This is a genomic window from Curtobacterium sp. ODYSSEY 48 V2 (assembly GCF_023712625.1).
Classification (GTDB): domain Bacteria; phylum Actinomycetota; class Actinomycetes; order Actinomycetales; family Microbacteriaceae; genus Curtobacterium.
On the sequence record NZ_JAMAXX010000001.1, the window covers coordinates 181,882 to 197,584 of the forward strand.

Sequence of the window (15,703 nt, forward strand, 5' to 3'; positions counted from 1 at the left end):
AGTGTCATCGATCTGGTCGATACTCGGACGATGGAGACCCGCCTGCTCGAACAGTTCGTGGCCGTCGCCGCCGAGGGGACCGTGACACGCGCCGCGGAACGCCTGTGGGCCGCCCAGTCGACCGTCTCCGCCGGGATCGCCTCCCTCGAACGCTCGCTCGGCGTGCGGTTGTTCGACCGCACCGGTCGGCGACTCGTGCTGACCGCGGCGGGCGAGGACCTCCTCCCGCACGCCCGCGCGGTGCTCGGTTCCCTGGAGCGGATGCGGGACCTGGCGACCGTCGACGACGCCGACCTCCGCGGCCGGGTGAGGCTGGGCATCTTCACGAGCATGGACGTCGTCGACCTGACGGGGGTGCTTCGGCGGTTCCGGCGGCGGCACCCGCTCGTGGCCGTCGAGCTGATGACCTCGCCCTCGGGCACCACCGGCATGGTGCAGGACCTGGTCGCCGGGCGGCTCGACCTGGCGTACACGGGCCTGCCGTCCGTCCCGCCCGGGGTCGTCGTCGAACCGCTGCGCGAGCTGCCCTTCCGCGTGTACACCGCCGCGGACCACCCGCTCGCTGCCCGCCCGTCGGTGTCCCTGGCCGAACTCGCCGGGGAGCCCTTCGTCGACACCGCGCACGGCTTCGGCAACCGCCTGATCCTCGACGCCGCGTTCGAGCGCCTCGGCCTCCGACGCCGGGTCGTGGCGGAGATGAACGACATGCCAGCGGTGATCCGGTTCGCCTCGGCCGGGCTCGGCGTCGGTGTCGTCCCGGATCCGGGTGTCCGGTACGACGGCGCCGTGCTCGAGCTCGAGGACGAGGTCGAGCCGCTCCGCATCGGGCTCGCGATGCGGTCGGACACCGAACCGAACCGCGCCACGCGCACGCTCGCTCGCGACGTCGTGGCCGCACGGGTGGGGTGAGGTCCGGGGGCCGTGTGGGACGTGTCCCACCGGCGGACGGGAGGCGCGGGACGGTCCCGCACCGCGCCTCCCGGCCGTCAGTCCCCCCAGATCTCCCCGACGACGGCGTCCAGCAGGCCGTCGGTCGGGAAGTCGGCCTGGTCGATCTCGACCCAGGTGTCACCGCGCGAGTACCAGGTCCGTGCCTGAGCGGCACCGGTCTCGACGTCCGTCGACGACGCTCGGCAGACGCGGGCGGGGCCCTCGACCGAGCAGACGGTGTCCTGGTCGCCGAAGAAGCTCGACTCCCGGGAGGCGAGCTGCTCGCCGTTCGCGGTCCCGACGGTGAGGGCGAGGCCCGGGCCGGGTCCGTCGCTGCCACCCCAGAGGCAGTACAGCTCGGTGACGACCCCGGATCCGGACACCGACGGAACCACTCCCCCCGGCGACGGGAAGACCTGGATGGCCTCACGCCCGCCGAACAGGCGGTCGTACGCACCCGCCGGAACAGCGCCCCGGCACGACGTGGGGATCGACGCGACAGCCGTCGGATCCGCTCGGTCGGGCGGCGCGGCACCCGTCGTCGCGGCCGGCGTCGGCGTCGCCGTGATCGGCGCGGAGGTCGGGGTGGTGACGGACGGCGCCGGCGCCGGCTCCTGCGTCTGCACCGGGGCCGCCACGGGACGGTCCTGCTGCGACAGCGTGAGCGCCACCGCCCCCGACGCGGTGCCCAGCGCGAGCAGGGCGACCACACCGACGACGATGCCGGTGTGCCCGCGACGCCGCTTCGGACGCGGGGTGGCGCGATCGAGCACGCCCTGCTTCATCGTGACGAGCATGCGCTGCAGCTCGTCGCCCACGGGAGGCTCAGTGTCCATCGTGCATCACCACCTTCTTGAGTCGTCGACGGTTGCGGGAGACCCGTTGGGTCACGGCGCCCACCGTCAGCCCGAGCGCCTCGGCTGCCTCGGTGTAGGAGCGCCCCTCGAGCAGGCAGAGCTCGCAGATGCGCCGGTCGAGTTCGGGCAGGGCCGCGATCTCGGCACGGACCCAGCGCAGCGTCTCGGCGGCCTCGGTGTGGTCGACCGGTGCCGTGAGCGTCTCCGGCAGCTCGTCGGCACGGTGCCGCGTGCGCTTCCGGCCGGCGTTGCGCGCCAGGTTCCGGCACACGACGAGCAGCCAGGGCAGCAGGCTCTCCGCCGGCAGCTCCAGCGTCTCCGCCCGCTGCCACAGCACCAGGAACGCGTCCTGCACGACCTCCTCGACGTCGTGTCGATCGTCGACGATCGCCCACACGTACCGGGTCATCGTCGCGGCGTAGCGGTCGAAGACCTGCGCCAACGCGGCCTGGTCACCGGCCGCCAGTGCGCGGACGATCGTCTCGTCCGTCGTCGTGGTCACGTCCATCGCTCACCCCCTTCACCCAGCGGTGTCGGACGGGGTGCCGATCCTGACGACGCGGGCGCGGACCGCTCCGCCCGGGCGTGTCGCCGGGGACGACGGTCGCCGGAGCGGGGTCAGTGGAAGTCGTCGCCCTCGGACCGCTCGCCCGGCGTCCTGTGGCCGCCGAGCATGTCGTTGTCGTCCTGGTCGCTCGACGCCGCGAGCTGGAGCATCGCGAGGACCACCACGACGACGATGAACGCGACACCGAGGAACACCAGGGCGAGTTCGAACTCACGCGTCGAGAAGAGCACGACCGCTCCGGTGAACACCGCGACGACCGCCGAGATCACGAGGAGCTCGGCGGGGCGCAGACGGTCGCGACGGCTGGGGGTGCTCATGCGTGTGGTGCTCCGTCCGGGGCTGCGGCAGGCGCCGTGGTGCCCCACTTGTGCGAGAGTCCGGCGATCACGTGGAAGACCGCCGCGATGGCGAGGTAGGCGCCGAGCAGTCCGACCAGGACGACGGCGGCGTCCAGGGTGCCGGTCACCTGCTCCACGCCCCCGAGTTGCTGGGAGTAGTCCGGTGGTGTCAGCAGGAACGCGACGGCGAGCAGCAGGGTGAGCCCACCGATCGTGGTCCAGTCACGGGCGAACGGCGACCGGCCGCGCGCTCGGAGTCCCTGTGCGAGTTCGAGGGCTCCCGTCAGCACGGCCCACCCGACGACCACCGTGATGAACGCGCCGAGCCCGACGCCGTTGGTCGCCAGGGCGGCGACACCGGCGACGAGGGAGACGACCGCCTGCACGAACGTGGTCGGACGCGAGCGCTCGTCGGAGGGCATGCGGCGCAGGGCGGCCCACCCGAGCACGAGGGCGTCGACGATCACGAACCCGCCGAAGAGCAGCAGGCCGTAGCCGGCGGCGTGGTTGGACGAGAAGGTGATGACGAGGGCCACGACCGCGGCTGGGACGGCCCGGAGGACGGGGATCGGCCAGTACCGCGCGCGCTGGCCGGCGTCGTCCACGGAGTCGGACACGGGACCTCTTTCGGGCATGCGGATCGTGGTCCGAGTCTACCGCCGGCGCCCCGGGCGTCGGACCGGAGCCCGTGCCGACGGGAGCCACCACCGCCGGCCGGGGTCCGAGCGCCCCGACCGGCGGTGGGGCGCTCCCCGTCAGTCGGGGTCGTCGGCCGCGCGCCCGCGTCGTGCGACCCACCAGCCGCCGGCACCGAGCCCGACGGTGGCAGCAGCCAGGGCGGCGAGGAGCCCGAGCCCCTCGGCGCCGGTGTACGCGAGGGCTCCGGCGCCGGCCCCTCCGCCGCCCGTCCGACCGCCGCGGGCAGCCGACGGAGCGTCCGGCGACGGCGAAGCGCTCGCGGAGACGGCCGGCGTCGGGCCGCCCGTGTCGCCGTCGCCCTCGTCACCGCCGTCACCCTCACCGTCGCCGTCGCCGTCGCCGTCGCCGTCGCCGTCGCCGTCGCCGGGCACCGTGACGCCGATCGTGACCTCCGGGGACGGGTCGCCCCCGTCCGGATCGGTGGGCGACGTCGCGGTCGCCACGTTGACGACGTCGGACCCGTCGCCGGTGTAGCCGGGGTCGAGCACCGCTCGGATGCGGAAGGAGCGCGTCCCACCCACCGCCAGGTCCCCCTCGGACCGGCACGTCACGTGCTGTCCCTCGGCCGAACAGTCGTCCTCGGATCCCGTGAAGCGCATCGCCGCCGGCAGGTCGTCGACCACGCCCACGTCGTGCGCGGGGTCCGGACCGCGGTTCTTCGCCGTCACCAGGTACTCGACCTCGTCCCCCGGTGCCACGTCGACGGACGGGGACACCGACTTGTCGGTCTCGAGCTGCGCCTCGAGCGCCGGCGCCGCCTCGATCGGACTCGTCTCGACGGACCGGTTGTCGGACTCGTCGACGTCGGACAGCGACGCCGGAGGCGCGATGGTGGCGGTGCTCTCGAGCGCCCCCGAGGCGTCGTCCGCGACGGTCCCGGACACGGTGACCGTCGCGGCGCCGCCCGGGATCAGGTCGAGCCCGGCGTCCACGTCGCCGGTCCCGCTGGCCGTTCCGCAGGAGGATCCGTCGGTCGCGGTGCAGGTCCACGTCACGTCCCGCAGACCGTCGGGGACGTCGACGTGCAACGCGCTGGGGTCGGACCGGTTCGGGCCGGCGTCGGACGCGGTCACGGTGTACGAGAACGGCTGCCCGGGCCGACCGGACGCGGGGAGCTCCTGGGTGACGCCGAGGTCGACGGGCTGGGAGACCCGGAGGTCGTCGACCTCGTGGACGTCGGCGAAGCTGCCGGTCGCGGCGGAGAAGCCGAGCCGGAGCGTGTCCGGGAGCGGAGCCTGGGCGTCGCCGTGCAGCGGCACGCGGTCGAGGACGGTGCGGAGCGGCCCCCCGTCCTCGAGGCGCACGGTCATGAAGAGTTCCCCCGACGCCCCCGGCACGAGACTGACGCGGACCTTCCGCTTCGTCGGCCCGTCGGTCAGGGTGCCACCGGGAGCCTGGACCCCGTCGACGTACCGGTAGCCGGTGGTGCCGTCACCCGATCCCCGGACCACGACCGAGTCCGGTCGGCGCCCGAGCCCGGACAGGTTGATCTCCTGCGAGAAGTTGCCGTAGTGGTCGACCGCCACCGCCGCGAAGCCACCCGGCACGCCGGGCAGGTCGCAGGGTCGCCCGCCGCCCTGGGTCTCGCTCGACCGGCAGGCGTACCCGAGCGCTGCGCCGTACGCTCCGACGCCCTGTGGTGCGCTGCCGTCCGCCAGGAAGAGCAGCAGCCCGTCGGCACCCTGGTCGCCCACCGTGTTGTACATGGCGTACGAGAACTCGATGTCGAGTCCGAGGTCAGAGCGGAACGTGTCGTCCGTCGACCACGCTCCGGCCTGGTCCTTCGTCTGGTCCGTGAGCCGCAGCCGCCCGTCGACGACCTGCGCGTCGCCGCTCAGGGTGCCGCCCGCGGCGGAGTCGAAGCCGTTGCGGTAGGGGAACGCGAGGTCGTCCGCCGAGGAGCTGGAGGGCAGGAGCGCCGGCGCCGCCAGGACGGCAAGGGCCACGAGTCCGGCCGTGATCGCACCCCGCGGGCGTCGACACCGTCGGGGGTGTGCGACGCGATGGGTGGTTGTCGGGATCGAGGTGTCTGTCATGCCCCGATCGTCGCGAGCGGGACCACCCCGTCAGCGGCCGTCGAGCCCTTCTGGGGAGAACAGTCCCGAGACCAGCCGCTGTGCAGGGATGTGCTCAGCCACCCCGGCCAGATCGAACTCACCCGAGCCACACCGTGGTCTCGCCCGGGAGCATCCCCTCGCCCGCGTCGAGCGGCCCGGACGCCAGCACCACCGTGCCCGACGGCATCGGCACCGGGGACGTCCCGAGGTTCGTCACGGACCGCCAGCCCTCGTGCCGGGCGAACGCCACGACGTCGTCACCGGCGTCGAGCCACGTCAGTTCCTCGCCCTGCTGCAGCCGTCGTCGGGCCGCAGTCGCCTGCCGGTAGAGCGACAGCGTCGAAGCGGGGTCGCCGTCCTCGGCCTCGACCGACGAGTCGCCGAAGTCCTCCGGCTGCGGCAGGTGCGGTGCGACGTCGCCGAAGCCGAACGACGGCCCCGTCCGGGTCCAGGGGATCGGGACCCGGCAGCCGTCCCGCCCCTTCACCGTGTGCCCGCTGCGGATCCACTTCGGGTCCTGCAGGCGCTCGTGGGGGATCGCGGGCGCCTCGTGCAGGCCGAGCTCCTCGCCCTGGTACAGGTAGGTGGACCCGGGCAACGCCAGGATCAGCAGCGTCGCCGCACGCGCCCGACGTCCACCGCGCGCACGGTCGAGCTCGGGCTCGGTGCCGTCGGTGAGCAGCCAGGCATCCGTGTCGGTGCCGTCGGGCAGGCCGTAGCGGGTGGCGTGCCGCACGACGTCGTGGTTCGACAGGACCCAGGTCGAGGAAGCGCCGGACTCGGCCGACATGGCGAGGTTCCGCTCGATGATCTCGTGGAAGGCCCGTGCGTCGTACGGCGCCTCGAGCAGGTCGAAGTTGAACGCCTGCCCGAGCTCGGTCGGCCGGGCGTAGAGCACGCGACGCGGTGCCGGCGCCCAGGCCTCGGCGATCGCGGCGCGGGGCGGGTCGTACTCGTCGAGCACGGAGCGCCACGTCGCGAAGATCTCGTGCACCTCGTCGCGGTCGTACAGCGGGTCGGAGCCGTCCAGCGGCAGCGCCTTCTCGTTCGAGGGACGGTACGGCGTCGACAGGTCCTTCGCGAGCCCGTGCGCGACGTCGACCCGGAAGCCGTCCACGCCGCGGTCGGACCAGAACCGCAGGGTGTGCTCGAAGTCGGCGCGCACCTCGGGGTTCGACCAGTCGAGGTCGGGCTGTTCGGGCGCGAACAGGTGCAGGTACCACTGGCCGTCCGGCACCCGCGTCCACGCGCTGCCGCCGAAGTTCGACACCCAGTCGCTCGGCGGGAGCTCGCCCGACTCCCCCGCTCCGTCACGGAACACGTAGCGCGCCCGCTCGGGTGACCCCGGCTCTGCGGCGAGCGCCTGGCGGAACCACTCGTGCTGGTCGGAGGTGTGGTTCGGCACGACGTCGACGATGACGCGCACGTCGTGCTCGTGTGCGGCGCGGACGAACGCGTCGAGGTCGTCGAGCGTGCCGAGGCGCGGGTCGACGTCGCGGTAGTCCGCCACGTCGTACCCGCCGTCGGCGAGCGGCGAGGGGGTGAAGGGCGACAACCACACCGCGTCGACGCCGAGCGACGCCAGGTACGGCACACGGCTCGTGATGCCCGCGATGTCCCCCAGGCCGTCCGCGTCGGTGTCGGCGAAGCTCCGCGGGTACACCTGGTAGACGACGGCCTGACGCCACCAGTCCGGGTCGGTGGTGCGCGGGCTGCTGGCGGGCGTCCGGTGGCTGCTCACCCGGCCACCGTACCCAGCGGGACCCGAGTGGTGGTCCGATCGGGAATGGCGCACTCAGCGAGCACATTGGTTGTCCCTGACACCATTCCGTGACCGAACGGTCACGGACAGAAGGGATCCACCATGACGAACGTCCTCGCCCTCGTCGGCAGCCTGCGCGCCGGCTCGATCAACCGGAAGCTCGCCGAGGCTGCCGAGCAGCACGCCCCCGAGGGGATCACCCTCACGACGTTCGACGGCATCGTCGACCTGCCCTTCTACAACGAGGACATCGACGGCGACACCCCGCCGGCCGCCGCCGTCGCCTTCCGCGACGCCGTCGCCGCAGCGGACGCGGTCCTGCTCGTCACCCCCGAGTACAACGGCACGATGCCGGCCGTGCTGAAGAACGCGCTCGACTGGGGCTCGCGGCCCTTCGGCTCGTCGCCGCTGTCCGGCAAGCCGCTCGCGGTGATCGGCTCGGCGTTCGGCCAGTACGGCGGTGTGTGGGCACACGACGACGCCCGCAAGTCGGCGGGGATCGCGGGTGCGAAGGTCCTGGAGGACGTCAAGGTCGCCATCCCGCAGTCGGTGGTCCGGTTCGCGGAGACCCACCCGCGCGAGGACGCCGAGGTCGTCGAGCTCGTGCAGGGCGCGCTCCGCGCCCTGGCCGGTGCGGCGGACGAGCGCGTCGCCGCCTGATCCGCCCGGTCGCCGTCGGGCGACCAGGAGACGGTCTGGAGGCGCGGTGCCGGCTGGCACCGCGCCTCCCCTCCGTCCGGGGCAGCGCCGAGGACTCGTCCACAGCACGCGGATCCGCTAGGCAGGCGAGATACCAGACGGGTTACCCTGAACGGCATGTCGACGCAGGAGATCACGGAGGCGTCGGGGTACTGGTTCCCCGACGACGACGCCACACAGCGCGGCGTCGCCGTGCTGAACGCCCTGCGTCGCTACCGCGCCGCCGAGACCGCGATGCGGCGACGGACCCGCGACTCGATGGGCATGGGCGAGACCGACCTGCTCGCCGTCCGCTACCTGCTGCAGGCACAGCGTGCGGGTCGGATGGTCAAGCCGAAGGACCTGGCCGCCTACCTGAAGATCTCGTCGGCCTCGACGACGATCCTGATCGACCGCCTGGTGAAGTCGGACCACGTCCGCCGCGAGCCGCACCCCACCGACCGTCGCGCACTGGTGATCACCCCCACGACCGAGACCGACGACGAGGTCCGCGCCACCCTCGGGACCATGCACCGGCGGATGATGTCGATCGCCGAGGGGCTGTCCGCCTCCGACGCGCGTGTCGTCGCGACGTTCCTCGAGCGGATGCGCGACGCCGTCGACCAGGTGGACCCCGCGCTCGAGCACTGACCCCGGTGCCGTCCGCGCGTCCGACCACCCCGCGGGGGACGCCAGGGTGCACGCGCACTGGGAACGCCGAGCACGCGACCGCGTAGACCAGAAGGGTCACCGACCGCGAAAGGAGCCGATCATGCACGCATCGGACAAGCTCGCCGCCAACCTCCAGGCCGTCCTGGTGGACCTCGTCGACCTGCACCTGCAGGGCAAGCAGGCCCACTGGAACATCCTCGGACACAACTTCCGCGACCTGCACCTGCAGCTCGACGAGATCGTCGACGCCGCGCGTGAGTTCGCCGACGACACCGCGGAGCGCATGCGCGCCCTCTACGCGATCCCGGACGGCCGCTCGGCCACGGTCGCCGCGGGGACGCACCTCGACGCCTTCCCGGACGGGGAGATCGACACGCACGACGCCATCGACGCGATCACGCTCCGGCTCTACCAGGCCACCGGCACCATGCGCGACGTGCACGACGAGGTCGACGACGAGGACCCGACGACCGCGGACCTGCTCCACGGCTTCATCGAGCGCCTCGAGCAGCTCGCCTGGATGGTCTCGGCCGAGAACCGCGAGCCGCGCACGCCGCTCGCCGCCGCCACGACCCCGGCCGTCGCCGAGGCCTCCGAGCACGAGTAGGGGACGCGACGTGGACCTCGGCATCACCGGCAAGGTCGCGCTCGTCTTCGGTGGCGACTCCGGCATCGGCTGGAACACGGCTCGCATCCTCCTGGCGGAGGGTGCGACCGTGGTCGTCACCGACCTCGACCAGGGACGACTCGACACGAGCGCCGACCAGCTCGAGGCGCCGCACGGCAAGCTCTTCGCCTTCGCCGCGGACGTGACGGAGGCCGAGTCCCTCGCCGCGCTGCACGGCAAGGTGCGCGACGCCGTCGGCGAGATCGACATCCTCGTGCAGTCCTCGGGCATCACCGGTGCGCAGGGCATGTTCCACGAGATCGACGAGCAGGGCTGGCTCGACACCATCGACGTCGACCTGATGGGCCCGGTGCGGATCACGCGCGAGTTCATCGGCGACCTGCGCAAGGGCGGCTGGGGTCGCATCGTCTACCTCGTGTCCGAGGACGCCTCGCAGCCCTACGACGACGAGCTCCCCTACTGCGCCGCGAAGGCCGGTGTCCTGTCGTTCGCGAAGGGCCTGTCGCGGTCGTACGCGTCCGAGGGCCTGCTCGTGAACACCGTGAGCCCGGCCTTCATCCACACCCCGATGACCGACGCCATGATGGACAAGCGCGCGAAGGAGCAGGGGACCTCGTTCGACGAGGCGATCTCGAACTTCCTCGACGAGCAGCGTCCGTACATGGAGCTCGGCCGCCGCGGGGAGCCCGAGGAGGTCGCGAACGTCGTCGCCTTCCTCTGCTCCGACCTGGCGAGCTTCGTCAACGGGTCGAACTACCGGGTCGACTCCGGCTCGGTCGCCACCATCTAGGAGGACCATGAGCGACTTCCGCTACCTGATCGTCGGAGGCGGGATGGTCGCCGACGCTGCCGCCCGCGGGATCCGCGAGATCGACGCCGACGGCTCGATCGGCATCGTCAGCGAGGAGACCGACCGTCCGTACGCCCGTCCGGCCCTGTCGAAGAAGCTCTGGACCGACCCGGACTTCAGCTGGGACGAGAAGGTCGACCTGCACACCGAGGAGACCGGGGCGACGTTCGTGCTCGGGACCGTCGTGACGGCGATCGACCGCGAGGCGGGGACCGTCACGACGGACGACGGCCAGACCCACGGCTACGAGCGCCTGCTGCTCGCGACCGGTGGGAAACCGCGCAGCCTGCCCGGCCTGTCGCCCTCGTCGCGGGTCCTCGACTTCCGCAGCGCGGACGACTACCGCCGACTCCGCGCCCTCGCGGACGCCGGAGCGCACGTCGCCGTCGTCGGCGGCAGCTACATCGGCACCGAGATCGCCGCGGGCATCGTGCAGAACGGCGCCAGGGTGACCCTGGTGACGCCCGACGAGGTCCTCGGCGGGCACATGTTCCCGGACGACCTCGCCCGGGCCTTCCAGCAGCGCTTCGTCGACCACGGCGTCGAGCTCCGCACCGGACGACGGGTCGACCAGGGCACGGAGTCGGAGGGCGGCGTCAGCCTCACCCTCGACGACGGGTCGGTCCTCGAGGCCGACGCGGTCGTGGCCGGACTCGGCATCGAACCGCAGACGCAGCTCGCCGCCGACGCGGGTCTGACCGTGCGCGACGGCATCGTGGTGTCGTCGACGCTGGTGACGGACGACGAGTCGGTGTTCGCCGCCGGCGACGTCGCCGAGTACCCGGACCGCATCCTCGGCACGCGCCGGGTCGAGCACGTCGACAACGCGAAGCAGCAGGGCCGGCAGGCAGGCCGGAACCTCGCGGACGCGGACGAGACGTACGACCACACGCCGATGTTCTACTCGAACGTCTTCGACACGGGGTACGAGGCCGTCGGCCAGGTGTCCACCGAGCTGCAGACCGTCGAGGACTGGCAGGAGCCGCTCACCACCGGCGTCGTCTACTACCTGGACGACGACGACACGGTCCGCGGGGTCCTGCTCTGGAACGTCTCCGACAAGACGGACGAGGCCCGCGGGGTGCTCGCCGACGCCAACGGGCTCACCCGGGACATGCTGCCGGGCCGCATCACGCCGTGACCCGCGGATCCTGACGCCGGCGGCCTGGAGGCGCGGCCCGACCTGACGGGGTCGGGTCGCGCCTCCAGGCCGTCGCCGTGTTCGCGGTGCCCGGGTCAGGACCGGTCGCGCACCTCGGGTGCGACGTCGTCGACCACCTCGCGGCGGTCGTCCGGGTCCACGGGGATGCCGTCGCCGTCGGCCATCGCGACCGCGTGCGCGGACTTCGCCCGCTCCAGCTGCTCGTCGTCGCCCTTCGCCATGCCGAAGAGCTCGATGAAGCGCGACTTCACGACCAGCCAGGCATCCTTCGGACCCAGCCGGGCCAGGTCGGACGAGGTCGTGTCGTCGCGCACCCGCTGCAGCGAGCCGACGCCACGGTCGGTGATCTGCCCGTCGACGAGGGCCACCGCGAGGCGGGCCACCGCGTCCGCCTGCGCGTGCATGACCGAGTGGGCGCCGCCGACCACCTCGCGCAGGACCGCGTGCGGGAACACCCGGGCGAGGGACCGCACCCAGTCACGGGGCACCATCGCGTCGTGCTCACCGCGGACGATCAGGGTGCGCGCCCGCACCTCGGCGGCGCGGTCCTCGATCGGGAACGCGATCATCTCCGGCAGCACCTTCCGGAACCAGTGCCAGCCGCAGAGCGCGTAGGCGGTGACCCCGTGCCAGCGGACGGCCGCGGGCTCGTGCAGCGCCGACCGCAGGAAGCGGAGCGCCGAGATCGGGATGCTCCGGGCGCGGCTGTCGACGACCGGACTGATGAGCACGAGGTCGCGGATGTGCGGGTTGCGCGCGGCGACCTCGGTGACGACCTGGGTGCCCATCGAGTGCCCGACGAGCACCGGGTCCTCGAGCCGCAGCTCGCGGATGACCTGCTCGACCGCGTCGGCGTAGCGCTCGATCGACACGGCACCACGGAAGCGCGGGACCCCGGCGAAGCCCGGCAGGTCGAGGGCGTGCACCGGGCCGTTCTCGTTGAGGTGCGGCGCGAGCCGCTCGTAGTAGGTGGCGGCGATGCCCAGACCGGCGACGAGGACGAACGCACGGTCGCCCGGCTGCCCGATCGAGCTCACCCGGACGTAGGTGCCGTCGACGGCGATCCGGTCGACCTCGACCTGCACGTCGGCGTCCTCGGCACGCGCGAGCGCACCGGCGGGGTCGGGTGCGGGCGGCGGGGTCCGGTCGTCCTGGTCGTCCTGTTCGGTCACGGGGCCTCCTGGGATCGGCGACCTCCCACCGTACCCGCCGTTCAGCCGCCGAACGCGGAAGCGGGCGCGCCGTGCACCCGGGTGGGGACCGCGAACACCGCCCCGGAGTGCGGGTACTGCTCGAGCTGTTCCTCGGTGCTGTTCTCGCGCGCCGTGGCGACGAAGAGCGTCGACGCGTCCGGTCCGCCGAAGGCCACGGAGGTCACGTTCGGCGCGGGCACCTCGACGGTCTCGAGGTGTCGGCCCTCGGCGTCCCAGCGCTCCACCCGGCCGGCGCCGTAGACCGCCGTCCAGAAGCAGCCCTCGTCGTCGCGGACCAGCCCGTCGTGTGCGGCGCCGCTGACGAAGGGCTCGAGTTCGCCGAGCACGCCGTCGGGGCCGTACGAGCCGCGGTAGATCGTCGAGGTGCTCGTGTCCGTGACGTACATCACGCTGCCGTCCGCCGACCACTCGATGCCGTTGGTCACGCCGAAGCCCCCGCGGAGCACGCGCGTCGTACCGTCGGGCTCGACCGAGTACAGCGCTCCGGCCGGGTCCTGGTCGGAGAGGTCCATGCTGCCGACGAGGAACCGACCGAAGGGGTCGCACTTGCCCTCGTTGAACCGCATCTCGGCGGTCGCGTGCTGCACCCGCACCAGCTCGCGCTCGACGACGCCGCGCTCGTCGGTGAGCACGACCGTGTCGCCCAGGGCCGCGACGAACCCGCCGGCGGCGCGTGGCTGGAAGCTCGCCAGGGGCGGCGGCAGTGCGACGCTCGACTCCACCGTGCCGTCCGCGCGGGCGGTGGTGAGCAGGCCCAGGGTGATGTCGGTCCAGCGGAGCCGCTCGTTGGTCGGGTCCCAGACGATGCTCTCGGCGAGGACCGCCTGCTCGTCGCAGAAGACGGTCACGGGCCCGGTCACGGCGTCGGTGTGCATGTCCTCCCGTCTACCGGGGCCGGCGTGCACGACCTGCCAGCGAGACGCGGCGGACTCGGTCGGACCGCGGGCGCCGGAGACCGCCCGAGACACCGGCGTCGGACGGAGACGCCTTCATCCCGGCGAGACGCCGTCGGATCCGGCGGCGTCTCGACGACTCGGGTGCGTCCGGTACCGACGCCGGCGTCTCGCGCGAACCGCACCGACCGACGTGCGCTCGGGTCAGAGGCGCGCGAACCGGGCGCGGAAGAAGCTGTAGACGCCGTACGCCAGGAACCCGATGCCGACCGCGACGAGCACCACCGATCCGGCGGGCAGGTCGCGCAGCGCGTCGAACGCCCCGTCGAGCCCCGTCGCCTGGTCCGGGTCGCTCCGGACGCCGGCGACGACGATCAGCACCCCGACGACCGCGACGGCGATCCCCTTGCCGACGTACCCGACGGTCCCGAGCACGGTCACGGCACGGTCGAGGGGCTGCCGCGGCCGGACGAGCTGCTTCCAGAAGGAGCGACGGCACCCCTGCACGACCAGGGCCGCACCGATCGCGATCGCCACGGCACCGACGGCGATCAGCAGGAACACCCCGCCGGGCGTCGCGAGGGCCTGACCCGCCGCGCTCCGGGTCGACCCGCTGGAGCTCGTGCCGGCCCCGAGCGCGAACGACCCGGCCGAGTACGAGACGACGCCGTAGACGACCGCCTTGCCGAGGTCCTTCGCCCGTGCCGCCCACCCGCGGGCGCTGTCGGACCGGCCGCCGACGACCGCCTCGAGCAGGAGCCGCAGGGCCAGCGCTGCGGTGCCGACGGCGACGACCCAGAGCAGGGCCACGCCTCCGGGGACCTCGGCGAGCTGCCGCAGCGCTCCCGACTGGTCCGTCTCGCTGCCCCCGGACGCGTTCCCGATCCCGAGGAGCACGACGAGGTACCCGATCAGCAGGTGGACCACACCGCTGCCGACGTACCCGGCCCGCGCCGTCAGCTCGAACCACCTGCTGTCGGCGACACGCTTCGCCTGTCGTCCGGTCTCGCGTGCTGCTCGTTCCGCCTGGTCGCTCATCCCTTCGAGCGTGCCCGACGCACGGACCGCTGTCCGCAGCGGGGCGCACCGCGTGTCGGGACGAGCGCCGGACGGGAGGCACGTGGCGGACGGCCACGCGCCTCCCCGTCCGGTGTCAGTCACCCTTGACGTTGACGACCTGCCGCAGCGTGTGCCGGACCGTCACCAGGTCGACGGCATCCGCCATGACCTGGTCGATGGGCTTGTAGGCCGCGGGGATCTCGTCGAGGAACGCGTCCGTGTCGCGGTACTCGATCCCCGCCATCGCCTCGCGCAGCTGCTCGTGGGTGAAGGTCCGCCGGGCAGCGGACCGCGAGAACAGCCGACCGGCGCCGTGCGGCGAGGACTCGAGCGACGGCTTGTCACCGAGCCCCTCGACGACGTAGGAAGCGGTCCCCATCGATCCCGGGATGAGACCGGGCTGCCCTGCCTTCGCCTGGATGGCACCCTTCCGGCACACCCACACGCTCTTGCCCCAGTGCGTCTCACGCTGGGTGAAGTTGTGGTGGCAGTTGATCCGCTCCTGCTCGTCCACCGGCTGGCCGAGCACCTCGGACAGCTGCCGGACGACCCGGTCCATCATCTCCTCGCGGTTGAGGAGCGCGAAGTGCTGCGCCCACCGGAGCTCGGCGATGTAGCGGTCGAACTCCGGGGTGCCCTCGACGAGGTAGGCCAGGTCGGGGTCCGGCAGCTCGATCCACCAGCGCTGCATCATCCGCTTGGCGACGGCGATGTGCCGCTGGGCGATCTTGTTGCCGACGCCGCGCGACCCGGAGTGCAGGAAGAGCCAGACCCGGTCCTGCTCGTCGAGCGAGACCTCGATGAAGTGGTTGCCCGAGCCGAGCGTGCCGAGCTGGTTCCGCCAGCCGCCGTGTGCTCCGGCCGGGTCGAACCCGGCGGCCGCGGCCATCGCCTCGAGCTCGGCGATCCGCGGCTCGGCGGTGGCGACGACCTTCCGGTTCGACGCCCCGGCGGACAGCGGGACCGCGCGCTCGATCTGCTCGCGGAGGGGCTGCAGGTCGGCGGGCAGGTCCGCGGCAGCGAACTGCGTGCGCACCGCGATCATGCCGCAGCCGATGTCGACGCCGACGGCCGCCGGCATGACGGCGCCGAGGGTCGGGATCACGGAGCCGACGGTGGCGCCGAGACCGAGGTGCGCGTCGGGCATCAGCGCGAGGTGCGGGAACACGAACGGCATCCGGGCCGTCGTGCGGGCCTGCTGCTCGGTGTTCTCCTCGAGCATCGAGGCCCAGCTGAGCAATCGGTCGTTGATCTTCTCCACGGTGTTCGTCCTTCGTCGTGACGGTCATCGACGGCCGGGCGGCCGTCGTGGTGACGGCCGGGCGGCCGTCGTGGT

General features: G+C 72.8%; 16 protein-coding genes. 6 read left to right on the plus strand and 10 right to left on the minus strand.

The window, feature by feature from the left end; genetic code table 11:
* The first annotated feature begins 30 nt into the window (after positions 1 to 30).
* Complete coding sequence (locus M3666_RS00845; protein ID WP_251154198.1) at positions 31 to 909, plus strand: LysR family transcriptional regulator; 879 nt, start codon at positions 31 to 33, stop codon at positions 907 to 909.
* Positions 910 to 986: 77 nt separating this feature from the next.
* On the opposite strand, the gene M3666_RS00850 is transcribed toward M3666_RS00845, so the two are convergent.
* From M3666_RS00850 to M3666_RS00875, 6 genes are all read right to left on the minus strand, one after another.
* Positions 987 to 1,748 carry a hypothetical protein gene (locus M3666_RS00850; protein WP_251154199.1) on the minus strand — a complete coding sequence of 254 codons (762 nt, stop codon included), beginning with the start codon at positions 1,746 to 1,748 and terminating at the stop codon, positions 987 to 989.
* A 7-nt stretch (positions 1,749 to 1,755) separates the two neighbouring features.
* Positions 1,756 to 2,295, minus strand: coding sequence for an RNA polymerase sigma factor (locus M3666_RS00855; protein WP_209684265.1), 540 nt, complete (start codon positions 2,293 to 2,295; stop codon positions 1,756 to 1,758).
* A gap of 110 nt (positions 2,296 to 2,405) precedes the next feature.
* Positions 2,406 to 2,672, minus strand: coding sequence for a hypothetical protein (locus tag M3666_RS00860; RefSeq protein ID WP_066651735.1), 267 nt, complete (start codon positions 2,670 to 2,672; stop codon positions 2,406 to 2,408).
* A complete protein-coding gene (locus tag M3666_RS00865) occupies positions 2,669 to 3,310 on the minus strand; it encodes a DUF308 domain-containing protein (protein WP_235426437.1) in 642 nt (213 codons plus the stop codon). Before M3666_RS00865 ends, M3666_RS00860 begins: the two co-directional genes overlap by 4 nt.
* 138 nt (positions 3,311 to 3,448) lie before the next feature.
* Entirely contained in the window at positions 3,449 to 5,428 is a 1,980-nt protein-coding gene (locus M3666_RS00870; RefSeq protein ID WP_251154200.1) for a hypothetical protein, read from the minus strand.
* A 118-nt stretch (positions 5,429 to 5,546) separates the two neighbouring features.
* Positions 5,547 to 7,190: a glycoside hydrolase family 13 protein gene (locus M3666_RS00875; protein WP_251154201.1), complete on the minus strand. Its 1,644-nt coding sequence runs from the start codon at positions 7,188 to 7,190 to the stop codon at positions 5,547 to 5,549.
* A 123-nt stretch (positions 7,191 to 7,313) separates the two neighbouring features.
* On the opposite strand from M3666_RS00875, the gene M3666_RS00880 reads away from it, so the two are divergent.
* From M3666_RS00880 to M3666_RS00900, 5 genes are all read left to right on the plus strand, one after another.
* Positions 7,314 to 7,871: an NADPH-dependent FMN reductase gene (locus M3666_RS00880; protein WP_209684271.1), complete on the plus strand. Its 558-nt coding sequence runs from the start codon at positions 7,314 to 7,316 to the stop codon at positions 7,869 to 7,871.
* Between the two features lie 156 nt (positions 7,872 to 8,027).
* A complete protein-coding gene (locus M3666_RS00885) occupies positions 8,028 to 8,540 on the plus strand; it encodes a MarR family winged helix-turn-helix transcriptional regulator (protein WP_066651725.1) in 513 nt (170 codons plus the stop codon).
* Between the two features lie 121 nt (positions 8,541 to 8,661).
* The gene (locus tag M3666_RS00890; protein WP_126891959.1) at positions 8,662 to 9,168 is read left to right on the plus strand and encodes a Dps family protein; all 507 of its coding nucleotides are present in this window, start codon (positions 8,662 to 8,664) and stop codon (positions 9,166 to 9,168) included.
* 10 nt (positions 9,169 to 9,178) lie between these two features.
* Positions 9,179 to 9,979, plus strand: a complete 801-nt coding sequence (locus M3666_RS00895) for an SDR family oxidoreductase (protein WP_251154202.1) — start codon at positions 9,179 to 9,181, stop codon at positions 9,977 to 9,979.
* A 7-nt stretch (positions 9,980 to 9,986) separates the two neighbouring features.
* Entirely contained in the window at positions 9,987 to 11,180 is a 1,194-nt protein-coding gene (locus M3666_RS00900) for an NAD(P)/FAD-dependent oxidoreductase (protein WP_251154203.1), read from the plus strand.
* 95 nt (positions 11,181 to 11,275) lie between these two features.
* Here the strand turns inward: M3666_RS00900 and M3666_RS00905 are convergent, their stop codons facing one another.
* The 4 genes from M3666_RS00905 to M3666_RS00920 form a co-directional block, all read right to left on the minus strand.
* Positions 11,276 to 12,373 (minus strand): alpha/beta fold hydrolase, encoded by a 1,098-nt coding sequence (locus M3666_RS00905; RefSeq protein ID WP_251154204.1) that lies wholly within the window; start codon positions 12,371 to 12,373, stop codon positions 11,276 to 11,278.
* A 41-nt stretch (positions 12,374 to 12,414) separates the two neighbouring features.
* Entirely contained in the window at positions 12,415 to 13,290 is an 876-nt protein-coding gene (locus M3666_RS00910; RefSeq protein WP_251154205.1) for an SMP-30/gluconolactonase/LRE family protein, read from the minus strand.
* Between the two features lie 222 nt (positions 13,291 to 13,512).
* Complete coding sequence (locus tag M3666_RS00915) at positions 13,513 to 14,346, minus strand: DUF1206 domain-containing protein (protein ID WP_251154206.1); 834 nt, start codon at positions 14,344 to 14,346, stop codon at positions 13,513 to 13,515.
* Positions 14,347 to 14,461: 115 nt separating this feature from the next.
* Positions 14,462 to 15,628 (minus strand): RtcB family protein, encoded by a 1,167-nt coding sequence (locus M3666_RS00920; RefSeq protein ID WP_251154207.1) that lies wholly within the window; start codon positions 15,626 to 15,628, stop codon positions 14,462 to 14,464.
* Positions 15,629 to 15,703 lie beyond the last annotated feature (75 nt).